The sequence below is a fragment of the Xenorhabdus bakwenae genome, from assembly GCF_030272115.1.
Classification (GTDB): Bacteria; Pseudomonadota; Gammaproteobacteria; order Enterobacterales; family Enterobacteriaceae; genus Xenorhabdus; species Xenorhabdus bakwenae.
On the sequence record NZ_CP119194.1, the window covers coordinates 2,447,353 to 2,468,676 of the forward strand.

19 protein-coding genes, 1 tRNA gene and 1 pseudogene are annotated in these 21,324 nt (G+C 47.1%); 9 read left to right on the forward strand and 12 right to left on the reverse strand.

Annotated features, from left to right (window positions below; all coding sequences use genetic code 11):
* Window positions 1-40: 40 nt before the first annotated feature.
* From hldE to PXH59_RS12325, 3 genes are all read right to left on the reverse strand, one after another.
* Entirely contained in the window at window positions 41-1,465 is a 1,425-nt protein-coding gene (gene hldE / locus PXH59_RS12315) for a bifunctional D-glycero-beta-D-manno-heptose-7-phosphate kinase/D-glycero-beta-D-manno-heptose 1-phosphate adenylyltransferase HldE (protein WP_285808597.1), read from the reverse strand.
* Window positions 1,466-1,550: 85 nt separating this feature from the next.
* Window positions 1,551-4,397, reverse strand: coding sequence for a bifunctional [glutamate--ammonia ligase]-adenylyl-L-tyrosine phosphorylase/[glutamate--ammonia-ligase] adenylyltransferase (glnE, locus tag PXH59_RS12320; RefSeq protein WP_285808598.1), 2,847 nt, complete (start codon window positions 4,395-4,397; stop codon window positions 1,551-1,553).
* Between the two features lie 43 nt (window positions 4,398-4,440).
* Window positions 4,441-5,409, reverse strand: coding sequence for a CYTH domain-containing protein (locus PXH59_RS12325; protein WP_285808600.1), 969 nt, complete (start codon window positions 5,407-5,409; stop codon window positions 4,441-4,443).
* Between the two features lie 288 nt (window positions 5,410-5,697).
* Here PXH59_RS12325 and PXH59_RS12330 point away from each other — a divergent pair, with 288 nt between their 5' ends.
* Both PXH59_RS12330 and PXH59_RS12335 read left to right on the forward strand, forming a co-directional pair.
* A complete protein-coding gene (locus tag PXH59_RS12330; RefSeq protein ID WP_285808602.1) occupies window positions 5,698-6,318 on the forward strand; it encodes a TIGR04211 family SH3 domain-containing protein in 621 nt (206 codons plus the stop codon).
* A gap of 15 nt (window positions 6,319-6,333) precedes the next feature.
* Complete coding sequence (locus PXH59_RS12335; protein ID WP_285808603.1) at window positions 6,334-7,491, forward strand: multifunctional CCA addition/repair protein; 1,158 nt, start codon at window positions 6,334-6,336, stop codon at window positions 7,489-7,491.
* 56 nt (window positions 7,492-7,547) lie between these two features.
* Here the strand turns inward: PXH59_RS12335 and folB are convergent, their stop codons facing one another.
* Entirely contained in the window at window positions 7,548-7,901 is a 354-nt protein-coding gene (folB, locus tag PXH59_RS12340; protein ID WP_047766664.1) for a bifunctional dihydroneopterin aldolase/7,8-dihydroneopterin epimerase, read from the reverse strand.
* A 109-nt stretch (window positions 7,902-8,010) separates the two neighbouring features.
* On the opposite strand from folB, the gene plsY reads away from it, so the two are divergent.
* Window positions 8,011-8,670: a glycerol-3-phosphate 1-O-acyltransferase PlsY gene (gene plsY, locus PXH59_RS12345; protein ID WP_047766639.1), complete on the forward strand. Its 660-nt coding sequence runs from the start codon at window positions 8,011-8,013 to the stop codon at window positions 8,668-8,670.
* 225 nt (window positions 8,671-8,895) lie between these two features.
* On the opposite strand, the pseudogene tsaD reads toward plsY, so the two are convergent.
* Window positions 8,896-9,934: pseudogene (tsaD, locus tag PXH59_RS12350) on the reverse strand (tRNA (adenosine(37)-N6)-threonylcarbamoyltransferase complex transferase subunit TsaD).
* A 423-nt stretch (window positions 9,935-10,357) separates the two neighbouring features.
* Between tsaD and rpsU the strand changes: the two are divergent.
* The 4 genes from rpsU to tnpA all read left to right on the forward strand — a co-directional run bounded on the left by rpsU (window position 10,358) and on the right by tnpA (window position 15,319).
* Window positions 10,358-10,573, forward strand: a complete 216-nt coding sequence (gene rpsU, locus PXH59_RS12355) for a 30S ribosomal protein S21 (RefSeq protein WP_001144069.1) — start codon at window positions 10,358-10,360, stop codon at window positions 10,571-10,573.
* A gap of 114 nt (window positions 10,574-10,687) precedes the next feature.
* A complete protein-coding gene (dnaG, locus tag PXH59_RS12360; protein WP_285808605.1) occupies window positions 10,688-12,436 on the forward strand; it encodes a DNA primase in 1,749 nt (582 codons plus the stop codon).
* A gap of 365 nt (window positions 12,437-12,801) precedes the next feature.
* Window positions 12,802-14,652 carry an RNA polymerase sigma factor RpoD gene (rpoD, locus tag PXH59_RS12365; protein ID WP_047766642.1) on the forward strand — a complete coding sequence of 617 codons (1,851 nt, stop codon included), beginning with the start codon at window positions 12,802-12,804 and terminating at the stop codon, window positions 14,650-14,652.
* Window positions 14,653-14,863: 211 nt separating this feature from the next.
* Entirely contained in the window at window positions 14,864-15,319 is a 456-nt protein-coding gene (gene tnpA, locus PXH59_RS12370) for an IS200/IS605 family transposase (RefSeq protein ID WP_047767579.1), read from the forward strand.
* A gap of 118 nt (window positions 15,320-15,437) precedes the next feature.
* Here tnpA and PXH59_RS12375 read toward each other — a convergent pair whose 3' ends face one another.
* Window positions 15,438-15,710, reverse strand: a complete 273-nt coding sequence (locus PXH59_RS12375) for a GNAT family N-acetyltransferase (RefSeq protein ID WP_285808607.1) — start codon at window positions 15,708-15,710, stop codon at window positions 15,438-15,440.
* A 414-nt stretch (window positions 15,711-16,124) separates the two neighbouring features.
* Here PXH59_RS12375 and PXH59_RS12380 point away from each other — a divergent pair.
* A tRNA-Ile gene (locus PXH59_RS12380) sits at window positions 16,125-16,200 on the forward strand.
* Window positions 16,201-16,413: 213 nt separating this feature from the next.
* Window positions 16,414-16,572, forward strand: a complete 159-nt coding sequence (locus tag PXH59_RS12385; protein WP_285808609.1) for a hypothetical protein — start codon at window positions 16,414-16,416, stop codon at window positions 16,570-16,572.
* Window positions 16,573-17,104: 532 nt separating this feature from the next.
* Here PXH59_RS12385 and PXH59_RS12390 read toward each other — a convergent pair.
* The 6 genes from PXH59_RS12390 to PXH59_RS12415 form a co-directional block, all read right to left on the reverse strand.
* Window positions 17,105-17,524: a type II toxin-antitoxin system HicB family antitoxin gene (locus PXH59_RS12390; RefSeq protein ID WP_352232070.1), complete on the reverse strand. Its 420-nt coding sequence runs from the start codon at window positions 17,522-17,524 to the stop codon at window positions 17,105-17,107.
* 48 nt (window positions 17,525-17,572) lie between these two features.
* Complete coding sequence (locus PXH59_RS12395; protein WP_285808611.1) at window positions 17,573-17,749, reverse strand: type II toxin-antitoxin system HicA family toxin; 177 nt, start codon at window positions 17,747-17,749, stop codon at window positions 17,573-17,575.
* 344 nt (window positions 17,750-18,093) lie between these two features.
* Entirely contained in the window at window positions 18,094-19,731 is a 1,638-nt protein-coding gene (locus tag PXH59_RS12400; RefSeq protein ID WP_285808613.1) for a type VI secretion system Vgr family protein, read from the reverse strand.
* A complete protein-coding gene (locus PXH59_RS12405) occupies window positions 19,728-20,267 on the reverse strand; it encodes a baseplate complex protein (RefSeq protein WP_285808614.1) in 540 nt (179 codons plus the stop codon). The genes PXH59_RS12400 and PXH59_RS12405 overlap by 4 nt, the downstream gene beginning before the upstream one ends.
* Window positions 20,239-21,045 carry a hypothetical protein gene (locus tag PXH59_RS12410; protein ID WP_285808617.1) on the reverse strand — a complete coding sequence of 269 codons (807 nt, stop codon included), beginning with the start codon at window positions 21,043-21,045 and terminating at the stop codon, window positions 20,239-20,241. The genes PXH59_RS12405 and PXH59_RS12410 overlap by 29 nt, the downstream gene beginning before the upstream one ends.
* On the reverse strand, window positions 20,964-21,323 hold the full coding sequence (locus tag PXH59_RS12415; protein WP_285808619.1) for a tail fiber assembly protein: 360 nt from the start codon (window positions 21,321-21,323) through the stop codon (window positions 20,964-20,966). Before PXH59_RS12415 ends, PXH59_RS12410 begins: the two co-directional genes overlap by 82 nt.
* Between the last annotated feature and the right edge of the window lies 1 nt (window position 21,324).

The window sequence follows — 21,324 nt, forward strand, 5'->3', positions numbered from 1 at the left end:
CGCTATGCGCCAAAAAGCATAACGGCACATAATGCCAAACTTACTGGCTCTTAATGGTTTTGATGATATTGGTTGTGGAAATACCATCTTCGAAGTTTAATACCTTAACTTCGCCACCCGCCGCCCAAACTTCTTCACTACCGGCGATCTCTTCAGGCTTATAATCACCACCTTTGACCAAAATATCTGGCAGGATACCGGCGATTAAGCGCTGCGGTGTATCCTCCTCAAATGCCACAACCCAGTCCACAGATTCCAGCGCTGATAACACTATCATACGTTGTTCCAGCGGATTCACCGGGCGGGTTTCCCCCTTCAGGCGCTTAGTGGATGCATCACTATTGACGGCAACGATCAAACGATCCCCCAATTTACGCGCATTAGACAGATATGAAACGTGTCCCGCATGGAGGATATCAAAACAACCATTCGTCATGACAATCCGTTCGCTACGCTGGCGCGCCTGTGTAACGGCTTCTTTCAGTTTGGCTTCATTCATTGCACCAAATCCAGTTTCTGCGCGTCCACGCACCGCATTTTCCAGCTCAACCGATGACACAGTGGACGTTCCCAATTTGCCAACCACCACACCCGCTGCCGCATTGGCAAGGTAACAGGCTTCGTTTAACGGCTTACCCGCAGCTAATGCCGTTGCCAATACACCGATCACCGTATCTCCTGCGCCAGTGACATCAAAGACTTCCTGTGCCTGAGTCGGCAAATGCAGGGGCGCCTGCCCAACCTGCAATAAACTCATGCCCCGTTCAGAACGTGTGATCAGCAGTGCTTTCAGTGCCAAATCCTGCACCAGTTTCATGCCTTTCTGTACCAAATCATCATCATCCTGGCAGTGTCCTACCACGGCTTCAAACTCTGACATATTTGGCGTCAGCAATGTTGCGCCACGATAGCGGCTAAAATCGCTGCCTTTTGGATCGATAAGCACAGGAACATTAGCTTCATTGGCGAGCTTAATCATCGCCTGAATCTGGTTTAGTGCTCCTTTAGCGTAATCCGACAGTACCAACGCGCCAATATGTGGCAAGGATTGCTGAATTTTTTCCAGCATCGGCTGGGCATCTATATTCTGGAAGCCCTCTTCAAAATCCAGACGCAGCAATTGCTGATTACGCGATAAAACACGCAGTTTCGTGATAGTTGGATGAGTTGGGACAGAAACAAAATCACAACGGACTTTCACACTACTGAGTTTTTCATTCAACGCCCGCGCCGCATCATCAATGCCCGTCAAACCTACCAAACGTGAATTCGCCCCCAAGGAAGCAATATTCATGGCGACATTAGCCGCACCACCAGGACGCTCTTCTATGGTTTCAACCTTAACCACCGGGACGGGCGCTTCCGGTGAAATGCGGCTAGTTGGACCATACCAATAGCGATCTAACATAACATCGCCAACAACCAAAACACCTGCGCGGTGAAAATCCGGGAGTGTTACTTTCATCCCATGCTCCAAATATCAAAATAAACTGTTGCGGATATTACCATAACCAAACTTAGTGCCAGCAAACTCAGGAAAAGCGACTGCGTCAGCAGCGATATTCTAACCATTTTTGCCAGCTATCACGTACCAATGCTTGCTGCTGGCTGAAATGTCCAACGGAAACTCGGCTGGATAACGCTTGCAACGCTAAATGATGCAATGCATCACGCATGGTAATGTAAGCCTGCGTCAGCGCCATCGCCTCCTGCTCATCCATAATATTATGCTGCGCCATTAATTCGAAAATTCGTACATTATCAGACCAACGGGTCAGCCTGGCATTTTCTGGTGCATAACGCAGCACCAGATACTGAGCAATAAATTCAATATCCGTGATCCCTCCCGGATCAGCTTTGATATCAAATTGCCCGTGTTGATGGCTGCCCAGGTGCCGATGCATTTTTTCTCGCATCTCACGCACCTGTTGGCGCAAAAGAGCGGGATCACGGGGAAGGCATAAAGTTTCACGGCGAATGCGTTCAAAATCATGGCGTATTTTCTCATCACCGAAAACCATGCGTGCACGAACCAGTGCCTGATGCTCCCAGGTCCACGCCTCATTTTTTTGGTAATCATCAAAGGCTTCAACGGTACTGACCAACATCCCTGACTCACCGGATGGCCGCAAACGAGCATCAACATCATACAATACCCCTGACGCCGTGCGGGTGCTGAACAAATGCAGGATACGTTGGGCAAGACGCAAATAAAATTGGCGGGATTCAATGGAACGGGCGCCGTCTGTCATCATCCCCATCGGGCAATCCAGCAAAAACACCAGATCCAAATCAGAGCCATAACCGAGTTCCCAACCACCCAATTTGCCATAACCAATAATGGCAAAGCCCAATCCCTGCTGTTGGGATAAATGAGCAGGTGCACCATAGCGCTTTACCATTTGGTTCCACGCCAACCGTACAACAGCCTCAATAATGGCTTCCGCCAGATAAGTCAGGTGATCACTCACCTTCATCACAGGCAAAACGCCCGCAATATCTTCTGCCGCGATCCGCAATAACTGCGCCTGCTTAAATTGGCGCAAAGCTTCCAGCAATTGTTCTTCATCATCTTCTGGAATGCGTAACAGATATTGATAAAGTTCATCGCGATATGCGTCTATCGGTAACGGCTGATACAGCGATTTAGGATCGAGCAGCTCATCCAGCAACACGGGGTGACGAGCAAGCTGGCTGGCGATCATCGGAGAAGCAGCACAGAGCCGGATAACATGAATCATGACCTGTTCTGATTCCAGTATCAGCTCCAGATAAGTCGTGCGGCTGACGATACTGAGCAACAAAGAAGTCATCCGCGCCAAAACGATCTCGGTATCTTCCCTGGCTGCAATTTTTGCCAACAAGCGTGGCATCAGCTGGTCAAGCACATCCCTTCCCCGTGGGCCGATGGTGCGCTTACTGACGTCCTGACGGAAAAGCACTATGACATCAAGCATTTTCCGGGCTTTTTCTTTATCAAGATGAGGAATCAATGCGATAAGTTCGTCTGTGTGTAACGCTTCCTGCCATAAGCCCTTGAACGGGATATGGCCGGACTCTTCACTATGCTCTTCTATTTCATCGCCAATCAACTGTTGGAAAATATTTCGCACCGCACTCATTTTGCGCTCGGTTTCTGCCATCAATTCAGCCCAGTTGGCAAAATTCATGCCCCAGGAGAGACGGGCACGATCCAACGCGTTATCCGGTAAGGTTTGCGTTTGTTGGTCACGGATAGATTGCAGCAAGTTTTCAAGCCGCCGTAAAAACAGGTAACTTTCCTCAAGCTGCTTTAACGGTTCCGCTGGCAATAAAGCCAAATCATCGATAGCCTTCAATGTCGGCAACAAAGAACGAGATTGCAGGCTCGGCTCCCTTCCTCCACGGATAAGCTGAAAAACCTGAGTGATAAACTCAATTTCACGAATTCCGCCTGCGCCTAATTTTATATTGTCTTTTAATCCCCGCCGGCGAACTTCCCGTTCAATCATACCTTTCATATTGCGCAAGGATTGAATTGCACTAAAATCGATATAACGGCGGAAGACAAACGGTCGCAGCATCTGGCGCAGTTCCTGACAATAAACCTGTTCATCATGGCCCAAAATGCGCGCTTTCACCAAAGCATAACGCTCCCAGTCACGCCCTTGTTCCTGATAATAATCTTCCAATGCCGGAAAACTGAACACTAAAGGGCCACTGTCACCAAATGGACGTAATCGCATATCGACACGATAAACAAATCCGTCTACGGTTTGTTGATCCAGTACCTTAATTAATTTCTGTCCCAATCGGGTAAAGAACTGAGAATTATCCATTTCCCGACGCCCACCCTGCGTTACGCCATTTTCTGGATATGCAAAAATGAGGTCAATATCAGAGGAAAAATTAAGCTCTGCCCCCCCCAATTTTCCCATGCCCAAGATCAGCAGCGGCTGTGCCACTCCATCACTATTGGCAGGCGTTCCCCAATCCTGACAACAACGCAGATAAAGCCAATCACGGGCGGCTATAATCAAGGTTTCGGCCAACATGCTTAATTGCTGCAATGTCTGTTCTGTCGTACTGCTTTGTAATGCCTGCGACCAGGCAATCCTGACCAGTATCCGATGGCGGAAAAGACGTAAACCCCGCATCAAACCATTTTCATCATTTACCGCCAGCAGCGCTTGTCCCAGCCAATGGGAATAATGTTGCCACTCTTGTGGTTGGGGAGGATTTTGGCGAATATCCTCTAGCCATGCAGGATGTGATAACACGTTTTCTGTTACAAATTCACTCAATGACAGCACCGCCTGTTCATCAGGTGTAAAAGGCGTGATTGTTTCCCCTAATGACGGAAGATCCGCAACAATATGCTGTAATTGTTCGGTTAAAAGTGATGAAAGTGGCCGCATAACGGGTTTTTCCTTATGACCGTTTTTTAATAACAAAAGGGAATTATCGGGATTGAGCCAGCAACCACTGCATTAATGCCAGCTTACATTGCAACCAAGAAGCGCTATAACACAACGTTTCCGCCTGTGAATAGTTCATAGATAAAACAACTTCTAATTCCGGCAATAAATCGGCTAATACCCCCAAGATCGGCAAGCAGTCTGTCTGTCTTTCGGTCAGTTTTATCATCCATTGCAGAACCTGCGCTAATCCCGTTTTACCTTCCGGTAAACCCGCCAGCCATCCTTCTTCTTGCGCCTGCCATTGCGCCAAAATTTCAGGCAGAAGCACAGACAATGGCTGCTGCCATTCCAACGCATTCGGTACTTTTGGTAATATCTTACAAGGCAAACCATGAACAAGCGCATAGCCCCGTGCCGCCTTGCTTTTATCGGCTAAACGCAGGCCATTCTGTGATGCCAGTCTGTTTGCCAATGACAGCATATCGATGATATTTCCATTTTTTAGTTCCAGTTCAAACTCACAAATGGGCAAAGTTTGATCTCCTGAATCTTTATTGCCAGAAAAAATGCTCCCCTGATCCAACACGACTTCAATTTCACTTTCTCCATAGGCCACAAGCCATTTTTCACGGTTAAAGTCGGTGCTGAATAATTCCGTCAATTGTGCCTGTAGAGCGACGAGATCGGTATTTTCAGGCCAGATATGGTCGGGAAACAGTGTCAGGTCTAATTTAGGTTGGTACAAAGGGATATTGAATTCAGGGCGTTGGTGTAACCCACCTATCACTTTACCGGCGGTTTTGATGGTCATCTCATAGTGCCCATCAAACCCACGGATACGCAACCCCATATCCCAACGCCGCAATTGATTATCAGACGTCTCAAAATAAATATTAGTCAGGTGCTGTGGTGAAGTGTAATCATGAGGAAACTGAAATAACTGCCGGCAAACGGCCGATATCGCATCAGGCTTCACGGACAGTTTCAATTCTATTTCTACAGAACTCATATTTTTTATTCCTCAATGGATATTACAGAATTTTTTCTTAACCTTGTTCACACTTTCTTTCACAGAAGAAAAACTTTTCACAGAAGAGAAAAATAAACCACAATAGGGTGTTATCTCAACAAACATCACTTTTACTTCACCAAAAAAAACCTCAAAAGGCGTGTATTCGGCTAGTTGATATCGCATTCATTCTGGTTTACTGATTGCACCCACAAACTTAACTCTTTACTATCTCTTGAGTAGTTTAAATCACGATTGATCCATACACAGAGAACAGTTGAGCACAGAATGCAAAAACTACATCGATTATTTATTTTGTTACTGAGTTTTACTCTTCCATTATCCGTACACGCTGAAGAAAAATGCTATGTTTCCGATGAGTTATCAGCTTACATTCATAGCGGCCCAAGCACTAAAAACCGCATCATTGGCTCATTGAATGCCGGCGAAGAGGTCACATTAGTCAGCCCTAAATCAGATAATGGTTTCTTGCAAATTCAAGACAGCAAAGGGCGTACGAGCTGGATACTCGCCAATGAACTCAGCGCTATTCCAAGCTTGCGTGAACGCCTTCCTGCAATGGAACAAGAGATCAAAACACTCACTGAAAATCTGGCCACCATTGACGATAAATGGAATAAGCGTACCGCTGAGTTGCAGAACAAAGTGGCAAACAGCGATAAGATCATCCGTGATCTGAAAAAAGAGAATGCCCAGCTCCAGAGCAAATTAACCGTGGCTGAGAAAAAGGTAGAAGTTGCCAATTTGCAGTTAGATGATAAACAAAGAGAGATCATCTTGCAGTGGTTTACCTATGGCGGTGGAGTTGCAGGCATTGGCCTGATTTTGGGACTTATATTGCCCCACATTATCCCTCGCCGAAAAAAGAAAGATCGTTGGATGAGCTGATTTAAGGAAATAAGCGTGAAAGTCTATTTGGTTGGCGGCGCCGTTCGCGATCAATTATTGGGTTTGCCCGTCACGGAACGGGACTGGGTTGTCGTTGGCAGCACCCCAGAGGAACTACTGTCTCAGGGGTATCAACAAGTTGGTAAGGATTTTCCTGTCTTCTTGCATCCCAAAACCCATGAAGAGTATGCGCTGGCACGTACGGAAAGGAAATCAGGTCAGGGATATACCGGTTTTAGCTGTTATGCCGCGCCCGATGTGACGCTGGAAGAAGATCTGCTGCGCCGTGATTTAACGATTAACGCTATTGCACAAACTCGTGAAGGTGCATTGATCGATCCCTATCAGGGTGCCAATGATCTCAAAAATCGTATCTTGCGCCATGTCTCTCTTGCGTTCTCCGAAGATCCATTACGTGTGCTGCGTTTGGCTCGTTTTGCTGCCCGTTTTGCCCATCTAGGCTTTGCAATCGCACCAGAGACCCAAACGCTCATTACAGAAATGGTCGCAAGTGGTGAATTATCCTCATTGACCCCTGAACGCGTTTGGCGGGAAACTGAAAAAGCGCTCACTTCACAATCACCACAAGTTTATTTTCAGATTCTGCGTGATTGCGGGGCATTGGCTGTACTCTTTCCTGAAATAGATAACCTGTTCGGTGTTCCTCTGCTTAAACATGATGCCGGACTTCATTCATTAAGAGTTTTGCAGATATCCACCCAATTGAGCGAAGAAACAGACATTCGTTTCGCCTCACTATGTAGCCATATCGAAATAATGTCGCTAAAACAAATGAGTGAACGCCTGCGCATTCCCAACTCGGCACGCGACCTGGCCATGATGGTGACGCAATATCACAATTGGGTACATACCGTAGAACAATTACCGCCAGAAACCTTGCTGAGCTTGTTTAATGCCGTGGATGCCTGGCGTAAACCACAACGCATTGAACAACTGATTACCTGTAGTGAAGCAGACTATCGTGAATCCCCAGGAACAGAAACGGCATCTTATCCACAAGCGGATTATTTACGTAAAATGTTTGCCATTGCCAGCCAAGTCAGTGTCCAGGAAGTGATTGCCCGTGGATTTCAGGGGGCCGAGATTCGCACAGAATTGGAACGACAACGACACATTGCCATCGCAGGCTGGAAACAACCATCGATTGATTAAGTTCCCCCATCAATTTAGCGTCCCAGGTCATTAATTAAATTGGGACGCTTTTTCAATTAGCCCGTACTTCGCTCAATCACTACGCCGACACTTTTTGCATGTGCAACTGCACCTGGTTTACTGACTTTAACCTTGACCCAAGGCGAATGAAATTGGTTCAGCAAGATACCCGCAACTTCTTCTGCAACCCGTTCTACCAGCGCAAAACGTTGGCTTGCCACATGATTAATAATCGCCTCACTCACCTTGGCATAATCCAGACAGTGCTCAACATTATCACTGGAAGAGGCGCGTTTGTTATCCCATCCCATTTCGATATCGAACACTAATTTCTGTTTAATTGTTTGTTCCCAATCATAAACACCAATAGTGGTCATCACGGTTAATTCTTCAATAAATACGATATCCATCACGACCTTTTCCCCATTTTTCGGTTCGCCGGATACCACTTCCGACGAAATGTGCGTATTATCCATTGTTAGACTTAAGAAAACGACCCTTATTCATTGGAGATATCTTATGAGTGCAATCGCGCTTGGCATGATCATCTTCGCGTACTTATGTGGCTCTATATCCAGCGCGATATTGATCTGCCGCTTGGCAGGGCTTCCCGATCCCCGTCAGCATGGTTCTGGCAACCCCGGGGCAACAAATGTACTGCGCATTGGTGGTAAATGGGCTGCATTGGCCGTGTTGATTTGTGATGTCCTAAAAGGGCTAATACCGGTCTGGCTGGCATACAAACTCAACGTTTCCCCGTTTTATTTAGGTATTACTGCCATTACTGCCTGTCTCGGGCATATTTATCCCATCTTCTTCCATTTCAAGGGAGGAAAAGGCGTTGCAACCGCTTTCGGTGCCATTGCTGCCATCGGTTGGGATCTGATGGGACTGATCGCAGGGACATGGATGCTAACAGTGCTGTTAAGCGGCTACTCCTCATTGGGCGCCATTGTCAGTGCATTAATTGCCCCTTTCTACGTCTGGTGGTTCAAACCTGAATTCACTTTTCCCGTTGCCATGCTGTCATGTCTGGTACTTGTGCGTCATCACGATAATATTCAACGCCTGTGGCGAGGGCAGGAAAGCCGTATCTGGCAGAAATTGAAAAAGAAACAGGAACTGACCGATAAAGAGAAAACTCAAGCAATTAAAGAGCAAGAGCAGCAAGAGGACTGACGTGGAGAACGCCTATGAGAGTACTTGTTTATCATGGCGTCGGCAAAATACGCGGGGCAGAAAAATAAAACAGCAACTCATTGAGTAATATAACGAAATAGTCCGTCTATATGCGTAAATTGCATTTGGCTTTTTAAACTGCGATGTATTTCACTGATTAACCTGATAATTAAAAGGCTGAGTAGCAAACAGCACTCAGCCCATATCAAGCAACGTCTTGTATTATTACTTTTGCAAAGCAGGCAGATCTGCCAACGGCCAACGTGCTTTCACCGTTACACCCAATTCACCGACAGTCCCCCCCTTGCAAACGGATCATGCCAGCCAGTGCGATCATTGCCCCGTTATCAGTACAGAATTCAGGTCGGGCATAGAAGACTTCTCCTCCCAGCTTTTCCATCACTTCCTGCATCTTAGTACGCAAGGTTCGGTTTGCACTCACTCCGCCCGCCATCACCAGACGTTTGAACCCCGCCTGTTCCAACGCTCGTTTGCACTTAATGGCTAGTGTGTCCACGACGGCATCTTCAAATGCACGGGCAATATCCGCCTTAGTTTGCGCATCCTCAGCCATATCATGACCATGAATGTTATTGCGGATGGTATTCGCTGCGAACGTTTTCAGACCAGAGAAACTGAAATCCAACCCAGGACGATCGGTCATCGGCCGGGGAAAAACGAAACGCCCAGCCTTACCCAGCAGTGCCATACGGGAAAGCACTGGCCCGCCGGGGTAATCCAACCCAAGCAGCTTGGCTGTCTTATCAAAAGCCTCGCCGGCAGCATCATCAATGGATTCACCCAACAGTTTATATTCACCGATACCCGTCACACTGATAAGCTGGGTGTGCCCCCCTGAAACCAGTAAGGCGACAAAAGGAAACTCAGGACGGTTTTCTTCCAGCATCGGTGCCAACAAATGGCCTTCCATATGATGCACGGGAATAGCAGGTACATCCCATGCAAATGCCAGTGAACGCCCAATGGTTGCCCCAACCAGCAACGCACCAACCAATCCCGGCCCGGCAGTGTAAGCCACTGCATCGATGTCTTTACTCGTCAGACCTGCTTCCTTCAACGCTGCCTGAATCAAAGGAACCGTTTTACGAATGTGGTCACGGGACGCCAGTTCAGGCACAACACCACCATAATCAGCATGTAGCTTGACCTGACTGTATAATTGATTAGCTAGCAGACCGGTTTTGTCGTCATAAATTGCGATTCCGGTTTCATCGCAAGACGTTTCTATACCTAAAACTCGCATTGCACTATTCGTCTCGTCGTCTCGTCGTCTCGTCGTCTCGTGTCTCGTTGTTTGGTCATACATTCGCATTCCTTTCAACGCGCAATAGTGTAACACCATCTATTGTTAAATTCTCTGCCGACACGCTTTCCATATCAACATTCACGCCGCTGAGTCCATTACAGGCTGGCTATTTTTTCTGTTTAGTCTATAATCAATGCCCTACTTGAATATCCTGTGTGGTTAATGTTAATAACGTCGGTATCAGGCTGCATTTTTATATATATACAAAAATGCATCCCACAACCCGTGGCGTTATCGGTTTCAATTTTCCTCGGCACTTTACAAGGCCGTGTTCATTGAAGTAAAATTCCGCACCATTTTAAAGACGGCTGGCACTATCACGCCAGCGACAAACCCGATTTCTATTGAGGTGAGAGGCACATGCCAGTAATTAAAGTACGTGAAAACGAGCCATTTGACGTAGCGCTGCGTCGCTTCAAGCGTTCTTGCGAGAAAGCAGGCGTATTAGCCGAAGTTCGTCGTCGTGAATTCTATGAAAAACCAACGACTGAGCGCAAACGCGCTAAAGCTTCTGCTGTTAAGCGTCATGCTAAGAAGCTAGCTCGCGAAAACGCACGCCGCACTCGTTTGTACTAATCTTCGCGGTCAGTCCGCTTAGTGTTTGTATTAACAAACTACTGCTGTTAAAGGCCGTGCTTTCCCAAAGGAAGCGCGGCTTATTCTCGTTCATCAACAGGCGGAAAAGGGCTTATGGCTGGACGAATTCCACGCGCATTTATCAATGACTTATTAGCAAGAACCGATATCATTGATTTGATCGATGTTAGGGTGCCTTTGAAAAAAAAAGGCAAAAACCATCAAGCGTGCTGTCCTTTTCATAACGAAAAAACCCCTTCATTCACTGTGAATGGTGATAAGCAGTTTTACCATTGCTTCGGTTGCGGGGCACATGGTAATGCCATTGATTTTTTGATGAATTATGACAGGCTGGATTTTGTCGAATCTATCGAAGAACTGGCAGCCATGCATGGGCTGGAAGTTCCCTACGAAGCAGGTTCCGGCATCAGTCAAATCGAACGTCACCAAAGGCAAAATCTTTACCAACTGATGGAAAAGCTCAATAGCTTCTATCAGCATTCACTGAATATCCCCAGCGCCCAATCAGCCCGACAATATTTGGCTCAACGTGGACTCAGTGAAGAGATCATCCAGCGTTTCGCCATTGGTTTTGCGCCTGCGGGATGGGATAACGCCTTAAAACGGTTTGCCCATAGTACAGAAGATCGCAAACAGCTAAACGATGCAGGAATGCTGGTCACGAACGACAATGGCCGCACTTATGATCGTTTCCGCGAGCGGGTGATGTTCCCCATTCGTGATCGCCGTGGCCGCGTGATTGCGTTCGGTGGCAGAGTGCTGGGAGATGCACTTCCCAAGTACCTGAACTCGCCGGAAACAGAAATTTTTCATAAAGGCCGCCAGTTATATGGCCTTTATGAGGCCCAGCAAAGCCACAATACCCTGACACGGTTACTGGTGGTTGAAGGTTATATGGATGTTGTGGCGCTCGCTCAATTTGGCATTAACTATGCCGTGGCTTCGCTGGGAACGTCCACGACAGCCGAACACGTTCAGTTGCTTTTCAGGACAACCGATAATGTCATCTGTTGCTACGATGGTGACCGTGCAGGTCGTGATGCCGCATGGCGTACATTAGAAACAGCGCTGCCTTATCTGAATGATGGTCGGCAATTACGTTTTATGTTCTTGCCTGATGGCGAAGATCCTGATTCATTGATTCGCAAAGAAGGACGGGAAACATTCGAGCAGAGAATGGAAAAGGCATTGACCTTATCGGCATTTTTGTTCGAATCACTCTTGCCACAGGTTGATTTTAGTAACTCGGAAGGAGCGACTAAGCTCAGTTCGCTAGCCATGCCACTGATAAGTCAAATCCCAGGGGAAACACTGCGACTCTACCTGCTTCAAGAGCTTGGAAACCTGTTAGGTACGCCTGATACAACACAATTGGAACGATTTTTGGCAAAACTTGTCAAAAAAGATACAAATACTTATCAGGCGCTAAAACTGAAACCAACAACAATGCGCATACTGATCGCATTATTGGTACAGAATCCACATTTAGCGACATTGGTTCCCCCGTTACAGGGAATGTTTCCTACTCAGATAGCCGGACTGCCATTATTCATAGATCTTGTCGATACGTGCCTTGCGCAACCAGGTTTAACCACGGGACAACTGTTGGAGCAATATCGCGATAATAAGTATGCTAAACAGCTTGAAAAACTCGCTGCATGGAACGATATACAAATAGAAGAGATTGCTGAAAAGACTTTCAGCGATGCACTGAACCATCTTTTTGCGTCAGCACTTGATGAACGTTTTAATTTTCTAATGGCTAAAGAGAGAACTGAAGGCCTGACACCAGAAGAGCGTGAAGAAGTCCGGTTAATTACGGAATCTGGTGCGAGGAAATAAGAATCTGTCTCAGCAAGGCTATATGACTTCAAGATTATATTAACTTGGAGGTTATACTGTTCGGCTTACTTATATAGGCTTATATCCCTAATAGAGTTGGCTGAAACTCTCGTTTAATAAAATATCGTTTGATAAAAATATCACTCGATAAAATATAGCTTGGTGAAACAGGTTCTAAACCAAAATCTGACATCACAGACACAGAATTCACGGCTTAAATGCCGCATTAGGTAGGGCCGGTAACCCTACAATTGCCGCAACTGAGGGCAGCGGCAATGCAATGAAAACGCCCCTAAATATTATTGTTGGCATATTTGTTTCGCCGACCGACACCAACCAATACTCTGAAGTGTGGATACCGTCTTATGGAGCAAAACCCGCAGTCACAGCTAAAGCTACTTGTCACCCGAGGTAAGGAGCAAGGCTATTTGACCTATGCTGAGGTCAATGACCATCTGCCGGAAGATATCGTCGATTCTGATCAGATAGAAGATATCATCCAAATGATCAATGACATGGGCATCCAGGTAATGGAAGAAGCACCTGATGCCGATGATCTCATGTTGGCAGAAAACACAAACGACACAGATGAAGACGCAGTGGAAGCGGCTGCGCAAGTGCTATCTAGTGTTGAGTCAGAAATCGGTCGTACCACCGATCCGGTTCGCATGTACATGCGCGAAATGGGTACGGTTGAACTCTTGACTCGCGAAGGTGAAATTGACATTGCAAAGCGCATTGAAGATGGCATCAACCAAGTACAGTGCTCCGTTGCTGAATACCCTGAAGCAATTACTTATCTGTTAGAACAATACGACCGTGTTGAATCCGGCGAGAGTCGTCTGTCCGATTTGATCACCGGTTTCGTTGATCCGAATGCAGAAGAAGATCTTGCCCCAACCGCCACTCACGTTGGCTCAGAACTTCCCCAGGAAGAACTTGACAACGATGATGAAGATGAAGATGAAGACAGTGATGATGATGCTGACAGCGAAGAGGATAACAGCATCGATCCAGAACTCGCTCGCCAGAAATTTTCGGAACTGCGTGAACAACACGAACTAACTCGTCAGGCGATTAAAACATACGGTCGTAGTCATCCTAATTCCGCAGCAGAAATATTAACTTTATCTGAAGTATTTAAACAGTTCCGCCTGGTACCAAAGCAATTTGATCATCTGGTCAATAATATGCGTTCCATGATGGATCGCGTGCGTCTTCAAGAGCGCCAGATCATGAAGATGTGTGTTGAACAGTGCAAAATGCCGAAGAAAAACTTCATTACGCTGTTCTCTAGCAATGAAACCACGGATACATGGTTCACCGCTGCAAAAGCAATGAACAAGCCATGGTCTGACAAGTTGCTGGAAGTTGAAGAAGAAGTTATGCGTAGCCTGCAAAAGTTACGCCAGATTGAAGAAGAGACCGGCCTGACCATTGAACAGGTCAAAGACATCAACCGTCGCATGTCAATCGGTGAAGCGAAAGCCCGCCGTGCGAAAAAAGAGATGGTTGAGGCCAACCTGCGTCTGGTTATTTCGATTGCGAAGAAATATACCAACCGTGGCCTGCAATTCCTCGATTTGATCCAGGAAGGTAATATCGGTTTGATGAAAGCGGTTGATAAATTTGAATACCGTCGTGGTTACAAATTCTCAACTTACGCGACCTGGTGGATCCGTCAGGCGATCACACGTTCTATCGCGGATCAGGCACGTACCATCCGTATCCCGGTACATATGATTGAGACTATCAACAAACTCAATCGTATCTCCCGCCAGATGTTGCAGGAAATGGGTCGTGAGCCTTCACCGGAAGAGCTGGCCGAGCGTATGATGATGCCTGAAGACAAGATCCGCAAAGTCCTGAAAATTGCCAAAGAGCCAATCTCCATGGAAACCCCTGTGGGTGATGATGAAGATTCACATCTGGGCGATTTTATCGAGGATACGACTCTGGAACTGCCGCTGGACTCAGCAACGTCAGAAAGCCTGCGCGCGGCAACTCACGATGTGCTGGCCGGTCTGACAGCACGTGAGGCGAAAGTTCTGCGTATGCGTTTTGGTATCGATATGAACACTGACCATACCTTGGAAGAAGTGGGTAAACAATTTGATGTAACCCGCGAACGTATTCGTCAGATCGAAGCAAAAGCACTACGTAAACTGCGCCATCCGAGCCGTTCCGAAGTACTGCGCAGCTTCCTTGATGACTAACCAACGGATTTAGTGATAAATCTGAAAAGCGTCTGTTTCGACAGACGCTTTTTTATTTAGGGCTTTAGCCAGTTTAAGAAGCCCTATGCTTCTTAAACATAAAACCACCCGCTATGCGGGTGGAGATCAGGGGGTTATACCAAGAAAAACACCTTTCCGTTACGATATAGATGTTCAAGCTAATATGCGTAACTAAGAAGGAAAGGTGTTTATGGGAATTAAAGCACAAAGCTTGGCCCACACAAAGTGGCTCTGCAAATACCATATCGTCTTTTCGCCGAAATACAGACGTAAAGTTATTTTTGCAAGTTTACGTTCAAGTATAGGTGAGATTTTAAAAAACCTTTGTAAGTACAAAGGGGTAGAAATAATAGAAGGACATTTGATGCCAGATCATGTGCATATGTTGGTGAGTATCCCGCCGAAAATCAGTGTATCGAGTTTCATGGGATATTTGAAAGGTAAAAGTTCACTGATGATATTTGATAAGCACGCGAATCTAAAATACAAATTTGGCAACAGGAAGTTTTGGTCAGAAGGATATTATGTGAGTACAGTAGGACTCAATGAAGCCACGATCCGTAAGTATATCCGAGAGCAGGAAAAGCAAGATTTCATACAGGATAAATTGAGTGCACGTGAGTATGAGGACCCCTTTAAGGGGTAAGCCAAAGAGACAATGACATTTAGCTTGAACAAAGAGAAAGCGGCGTCATTTTGGCGCAGTCGGTAACATGCCCTTATAGGGCGAGAGCAAACCACCCGCTATGCGGGTGGTTTTGATTTTATTTTCGGCTAAGTCCCTGGTATTCAAACAACGGCTTAAACCCAATCCGCCGGTACAATCCATTACCATCGCGAGAGGCATCCAAATAGCATGCAGTTGCACTATCTTGTTTGGCTTTATTCAGTACATGATTGATCAAGGCAAAAGCATACCCTCTTCTCTGCTTTTCCATCACAGTACTAATGTCATCAAGACGGACAAAATTATTTAATCTCGATAGAGTTAAAGAGCAGACCGGCAGCTCATCAATATACAAGGTATAATGTTGCAAATTTTTTCCGGCATCCAAACACTTTCACTGATATGCTGGGACATTTGGCTGATAGACGAAAAAAAATAATCTTCTATTTGGTGATGGTCCCAAACAGCAGCCGATAGCCGATCTTTTTTCATATTTATTTACCAAAAATTTTTATAAAAAATAAGGATATAAGAATGATGGAAAATCAATGAAAAACACAAAACTGGACTAACAAGATTTTCTTGACCAGATTATGGTCAGAGACCAACAAATAATCAGAAATATTTATTATAAAAACAACCAACATCACTAAAAAACAGCCAGATTACTGCCAATAGACTGAAATACGTTAAAAGATACTGATTATTGTCTATAAAATGCGCATATGAATTTTGGGGACTAGACCTAGCACCAAACTGTACCGTATAATCCCTCCAGTTCAACGGCCCCTTAGCTCAGTGGTTAGAGCAGGCGACTCATAATCGCTTGGTCGCTGGTTCAAGTCCAGCAGGGGCCACCAGATTTTAGCTGTAATATCAGCAAGTTAAGCCACTTCTAAGCAAGTGGCTTTTTTGTTTCTGAAATTCAGTGGCGACAAAATGGCGATAGAGATTTTTAGCTACGGGCTATACTGATCCCCGAAATATCTTTAGCTTGCCTTACTCCGTTGCCTCTAACATAATTCATTACTGCTTAATTCAAATATCACCTCAACCATTAAGGATAATGAAAAATGTTTGCTCAAAAACGGAATATCAGAATTGAAGTCACCAAAGATAAAACGCTTGTCGATTTAAAAGGATTGTCAGCAGAAGAGGCGATAAAAATTATCGAAACAGCTCAGGCTGTTAGAAGCGCAGACGCAAGCGAAGATAATTCACCGAAGCAATAAATTTCAGTTCATCTTCTCTCACAAAGCCGCATAAATCCTGAACTCTTTAAATGGCGCGGCTTTGCTTTGTGATCCAATATTCTCACGTAAAATAGAATTTATCCTTTAATATCATTACCTTGACTTTTCCCCGCGATCCATGCCGCGATCCAAAAACTGAAATTTCCTGAAAATCTTTTCAATCCTTTCAGTTCGGAATTTTTCCCACGCCGCCCGTGCTGGCGCGGTCTGGCGATATCATTTGTAGGATTTTAAAACTGAAAAAACTTTTTGATCCAAAACGTGCAGGCGGGTGCGGTGTAGTCCGTTTTACGTGGGGTTTACGTTTATTTAGTGGGGATTGTGCAGCATGGGCGCAACGCAAAGACGCTGATCCAAATTAGCCACGATGGTCACTATGTTAGTAAGTGAATGGCCTAGCGTGCGTCTGATTGCGTTTTATAAGAGCCTAAAAAAGGCCACTCCGCGAAGAGTAGCCTGTGGCTGGAGGTATTGAGTTCGTTCAAAAATGCAAGCTATCACCTAAGCTGAGTTAAGCCGCAGTGAGTATTAATTCATAGCCTAAACTTGATAAGGCCTTTTCCACCGTGTCAATTTTTGTCGCGTGATACACATCCAGCAGTTGCTTGACGTTCTGCTTTTGAATGCCAACACGGCGCCCCAGTTCCGAACGGCTAACACCTGACCTTACCATAGCATTAAGCAAAAGAATTTTAGCCGCAACACTCGCCGGAATATCAATATAGTGCTCTGTTACCGTATCGCTTGGTAACGGAATTTCCTTACTTTCATCATCAAAATACATAGAAAACGCAGTGAGCAACGCATCATAGGCCATCGCTTTCGCATCTGCCAAATCATCGCCACAAGTCAACGCTTCGGGTATATCAGGGAACGAGACAAACAGGTTCGTTCCGTCTTCTTCGATATTGACTGGATATCGCATAATCATAGTAGTGAGTCGAGTTAGCCCAAGAACCAGCCCCGAAGGGCTGGTTAGTTATTTGAGTTTTAACTGCTTAAGGATTGCCAGCCTTAATTTTTCGTTAATCTCTTTACTCGGATGTCTTGGCATTGCACTTCTTTCGTCTCCATAGAAGAGTATCAAGTGATTCTTTCCATTCTTGATTATTACCCCTTGAGACTCAAGCCACCGCCTGAACTCACTCTGCTTCACTCATCCTCCATTCTGTTTAACATGGTAAAATGGTAATATTTTTTTATTACCCCGTCAACACATTTGTAATATTTTTTTATTACCATAGAAAAACAAAAACCCCGCCGGAGCAGGGTTACTTGATCAACAGGCAATCAAGTGGTGAGGTTGATGGCGCTATTTTTATTTTGATGAGAGGGTGTTTAGGAGCCAACGGATGAATGTTTTGTTGACACCCTATCATCGTTCTCAAAGCGTTAACCGCACTTTGAGAATTGATTCGTGTATTTCTTAACGTAGACTTCGCTACTCTACTTCTTACCACTCCAAATAGCAACTCCACACATTTGTAAGATAAACAACACTCACCCAATCACCGGCGAATACTTCTGTTTCAGCCCGTCCGATTTATAGGCTGTGTTCCTGATGGCGCTGGCGTTCTCCGGGGTGCCGGTGTTGTGATGGGTATGGGCGGCGGTCAGTTCGGCCAGTTCCCTGACCACATCCAGTGTCTCTAACATCAAGGTCATCACGTTAAGTTGCTGGCTACCGACCCAGACCACAGGGGCGACAATCTCTTGTTTAGCACCCGCGATGCTTTGCTTAAGCAGGCCGATTTTCTCTATCAGTTTCTGTCCGACGTCAATATTGGCCTCTTTCCCCACACTGGCGACAAAATTCGCTGAGGTGGCCAGACTGTAATCCCCGTCTGCAATTTGCTGGACAGCGCCTGCCAGTAAGGTGGACGTGCCTAACACTGTGGTCTTATCCGTGGCCTGTACCGTGGTTTCCCGTGTAACCAGCGTGCGCGTTTCTGTGTCCGCCTTGACTTCACGGTGCATAGACGATTCATTAATGGTCTGGTCAGTCTGTCTAATCCAACTGCCCGCCTGCGTCACCCGCTGCGACACTTCCGCCCGCTGCTGCTGCAACTGTTCACCGGGCTGGATATCGGGCAGGGTGTTGCCCTGACTCAAGGTCTGGCGGATAAAGGGCTTGTCCGGCCGGCCTCCCTCGAACGCAATTTCAACCACCGTGCCGATGGGCGGATACTGGAACATCCCCGATTCACCGCCAGCCATTGGCAAGGGCAGCGGAACGGCACGGTAAACCGGGGCGGCGGCGTCTTTGCCGTTATCATCCAGCAATTGCACATCCACGGCATAACGCGGCCTGAATGGGTCAGCCATATCACCACTGGCCGTGTTTTCCGTGTGGGACTCAATACGGGCGAATTGGGGCAGGTGCGTGCCCGCCGATAATTCCGGGTAAGCGGCATCAATCTGACGCTGGGCGGGGGTTTTGCTCTCCTGCTGCCCCTTGGGCAACCACGTGATGGTCATATTCTCATTGGTCAGGTTGACCTTACTGAGTCGCTGCTGATTGACCACAAAACCCGGCCGCAATGATTGGATCATCGGAATGGTCATGCTATTGCCCGCAGACTGTTGCTGGCTAAATTCATTGGGGATCTCAACGGGCTTGCCCTTAAACATCGAATGCGCCCAACTGCCCAGATAAACCGAACCATCCGGCAATTGATGCCAGATATAATCTTCAATAGCAAAGACCTGCCCCAAATTTGCCAGTAGCTGGTAGCCTGTGCCGTTATGGGTGTAGTGTGGGATCGGTTTATCAGTATAAGGCGCATCCGGTAAGGTAAATGTCAGCCCGCTGTGCGCCTGCAACCAGTCCGCAATCTGGCGCAGGGTGGGATGCTGAAACGAGCATGGCCACGCCCGCTCAAACACGCCAACCAGTTCACGCACAAACAGACGTTGGTAACCGTTCTGGGCAGGCTGTGAACGTTCCACATAACCCGTAAACCAGCGCAGTACCAAATCCGTATAGCCCACATCCAGACGGACGAGTTTTCCGGTGTAATCGGTGGTTGTTTCTGCGGTGATAAAGCCGCGGCCACAGGCAGAAAGTTCCAGCATAAGGTTGGCCTCCACCAAATGGATCTCATCACCGGACAGGTAAAGTCGGTTAACCGGTCTCATTCTTTTGCTGGCCCCAAGCTATCATTTAACGGCTTGAGCCACTCGCGCTCAAACCAACTCAGTTTTTCATCGCCGTCTGCTAACGATTCTCCCGGCTTCATCGTTTGTTTTTTCGCGTCAACCTGCCCCATTGCCCGGGCGTCACGTTTTTCCGCCACAGACAGATGTTCCCTTAAGGTAAAAGTGACCTGCCAGGCCTGTTTACCGTCTACCTTGCTGGCATCAATCGTGCCCGTAAAGGTGCTGATACGAAAGTTAATGGCCTGTGCGGTCAGGTTGGCGACCCGGTAGCGTTTCAGGTTACCGCCGTCTTTGGCTTCCGCCAGGGCAAACAGACGGGACAGGGTTTTCTGCTCAGTAAAGGGGATAATCCCGGTGATGCGCAGTTCTTTCGGTTTAATACCCTGTTCGGCGACGGCGGTACTGGATGACTGGCCGCTTTGGTCGCTGTCCTGAAACATCATGGACGGTGTAACAGTAAGGCTTTTTAACGGGATGGCTTCGCCATCAAGGGCGAGGGTGATAATCTGGCTCATGTAGCATCCTTTCTAATGGGCGGATATCGTCTCCGGCAAACAGGATTGCCAGTGTGTAAACAGCGTCGGGTTCAGGGATATTCTGGCGCAATTTCTCCGCCAGATGTGTGCCGTCCCCTTTCCCGGAGAACGCCCAGACGTCGGCGGATTTTCCCTTAAGCCCGTTCATTGCCTCACTCATTTGCTGAAAGGCGGACTGACGGGCGGTCGTAAACGCGGTTAATTGTGATTTTAGCCCCGCAACACTGCTGCCTGCACTGGCCTGCGCGTTGGCCTGTTCGATTAACTGTGCATTAACGGCCTGGCGGCTGGTTGCGGTTGACAGCGGCTGCGGCAAGGGTAGCCCGCCGCCCGGCTTACCCGGCAATTGCATCTTGGTAATAGCCAGACTTTCGGCTGTTTTTGCCATCCGTTTGACCTGGGCAAACACCGGCAGCGGCAATACCGCCGCAAACTGCGCAAGCTGCTGCATAAATTCAGCATGGGTTTTGGCGCACACCATCAGTATCAGGCTATTGATATTGCCCGCGCCCGTCAGTTTAGTCGCCAGTGTGTCAATGGCGTTGGTCGGGCTTAAGTAACTGCCGCTGTCGGTCTGCTGCCCGATACCGTAGACAAAGGGGTGAATGGGCACAATGGCGGCGGTTATCCCCGACAAATTCGGGGACAGTTGCATTATTTTACGCTGCCAGTGCATTATGCGGGTTGCTCCGGCCAGTGGATATCGGGTGCGGTAGAGCAATCCACCCGATTGAGCAACACCCGATATTTGCGCCATGCGGTTAATGCGGATTTTTCGGCATCGGTCGCCATATCGAGGTCAATAGCATCCTGCCAAATCGCAATTTTTTCGGTTGCCGTTCTCAACAGGCCGCGTTTCTCATACGCCGCACGCTGCTGTAGTTGTTCCGGCGTTGGCGGCGGCGTGCCGATGGCTATGGCCTCAGCTTCAGTAATTGGGATTAAATCTGGTCTAATCCACGCGTCCTGCGACCCGTCGGCAGTATATCCATATACCTGATTATCCAGTGATTTGAAATATTTCATCATTGTCATT

Bases quoted from the DNA above. Each gene is read 5' to 3' on its own strand.
- hldE (WP_285808597.1), bottom strand. From the start codon at position 1,465: ATGAAAGTAACACTCCCGGATTTTCACCGCGCAGGTGTTTTGGTTGTT.
- glnE (WP_285808598.1), bottom strand. From the start codon at position 4,397: ATGCGGCCACTTTCATCACTTTTAACCGAACAATTACAGCATATTGTT.
- PXH59_RS12325 (WP_285808600.1), bottom strand. From the start codon at position 5,409: ATGAGTTCTGTAGAAATAGAATTGAAACTGTCCGTGAAGCCTGATGCG.
- PXH59_RS12330 (WP_285808602.1), top strand. From the start codon at position 5,698: ATGCAAAAACTACATCGATTATTTATTTTGTTACTGAGTTTTACTCTT.
- folB (WP_047766664.1), bottom strand. From the start codon at position 7,901: ATGGATATCGTATTTATTGAAGAATTAACCGTGATGACCACTATTGGT.
- plsY (WP_047766639.1), top strand. From the start codon at position 8,011: ATGAGTGCAATCGCGCTTGGCATGATCATCTTCGCGTACTTATGTGGC.
- rpsU (WP_001144069.1), top strand. From the start codon at position 10,358: ATGCCAGTAATTAAAGTACGTGAAAACGAGCCATTTGACGTAGCGCTG.
- dnaG (WP_285808605.1), top strand. From the start codon at position 10,688: ATGGCTGGACGAATTCCACGCGCATTTATCAATGACTTATTAGCAAGA.
- rpoD (WP_047766642.1), top strand. From the start codon at position 12,802: ATGGAGCAAAACCCGCAGTCACAGCTAAAGCTACTTGTCACCCGAGGT.
- tnpA (WP_047767579.1), top strand. From the start codon at position 14,864: ATGGGAATTAAAGCACAAAGCTTGGCCCACACAAAGTGGCTCTGCAAA.
- PXH59_RS12385 (WP_285808609.1), top strand. From the start codon at position 16,414: ATGTTTGCTCAAAAACGGAATATCAGAATTGAAGTCACCAAAGATAAA.
- PXH59_RS12390 (WP_352232070.1), bottom strand. From the start codon at position 17,524: ATGATTATGCGATATCCAGTCAATATCGAAGAAGACGGAACGAACCTG.
- PXH59_RS12400 (WP_285808613.1), bottom strand. From the start codon at position 19,731: ATGAGACCGGTTAACCGACTTTACCTGTCCGGTGATGAGATCCATTTG.
- PXH59_RS12405 (WP_285808614.1), bottom strand. From the start codon at position 20,267: ATGAGCCAGATTATCACCCTCGCCCTTGATGGCGAAGCCATCCCGTTA.
- PXH59_RS12410 (WP_285808617.1), bottom strand. From the start codon at position 21,045: ATGGCGCAAATATCGGGTGTTGCTCAATCGGGTGGATTGCTCTACCGC.
- PXH59_RS12415 (WP_285808619.1), bottom strand. From the start codon at position 21,323: ATGACAATGATGAAATATTTCAAATCACTGGATAATCAGGTATATGGA.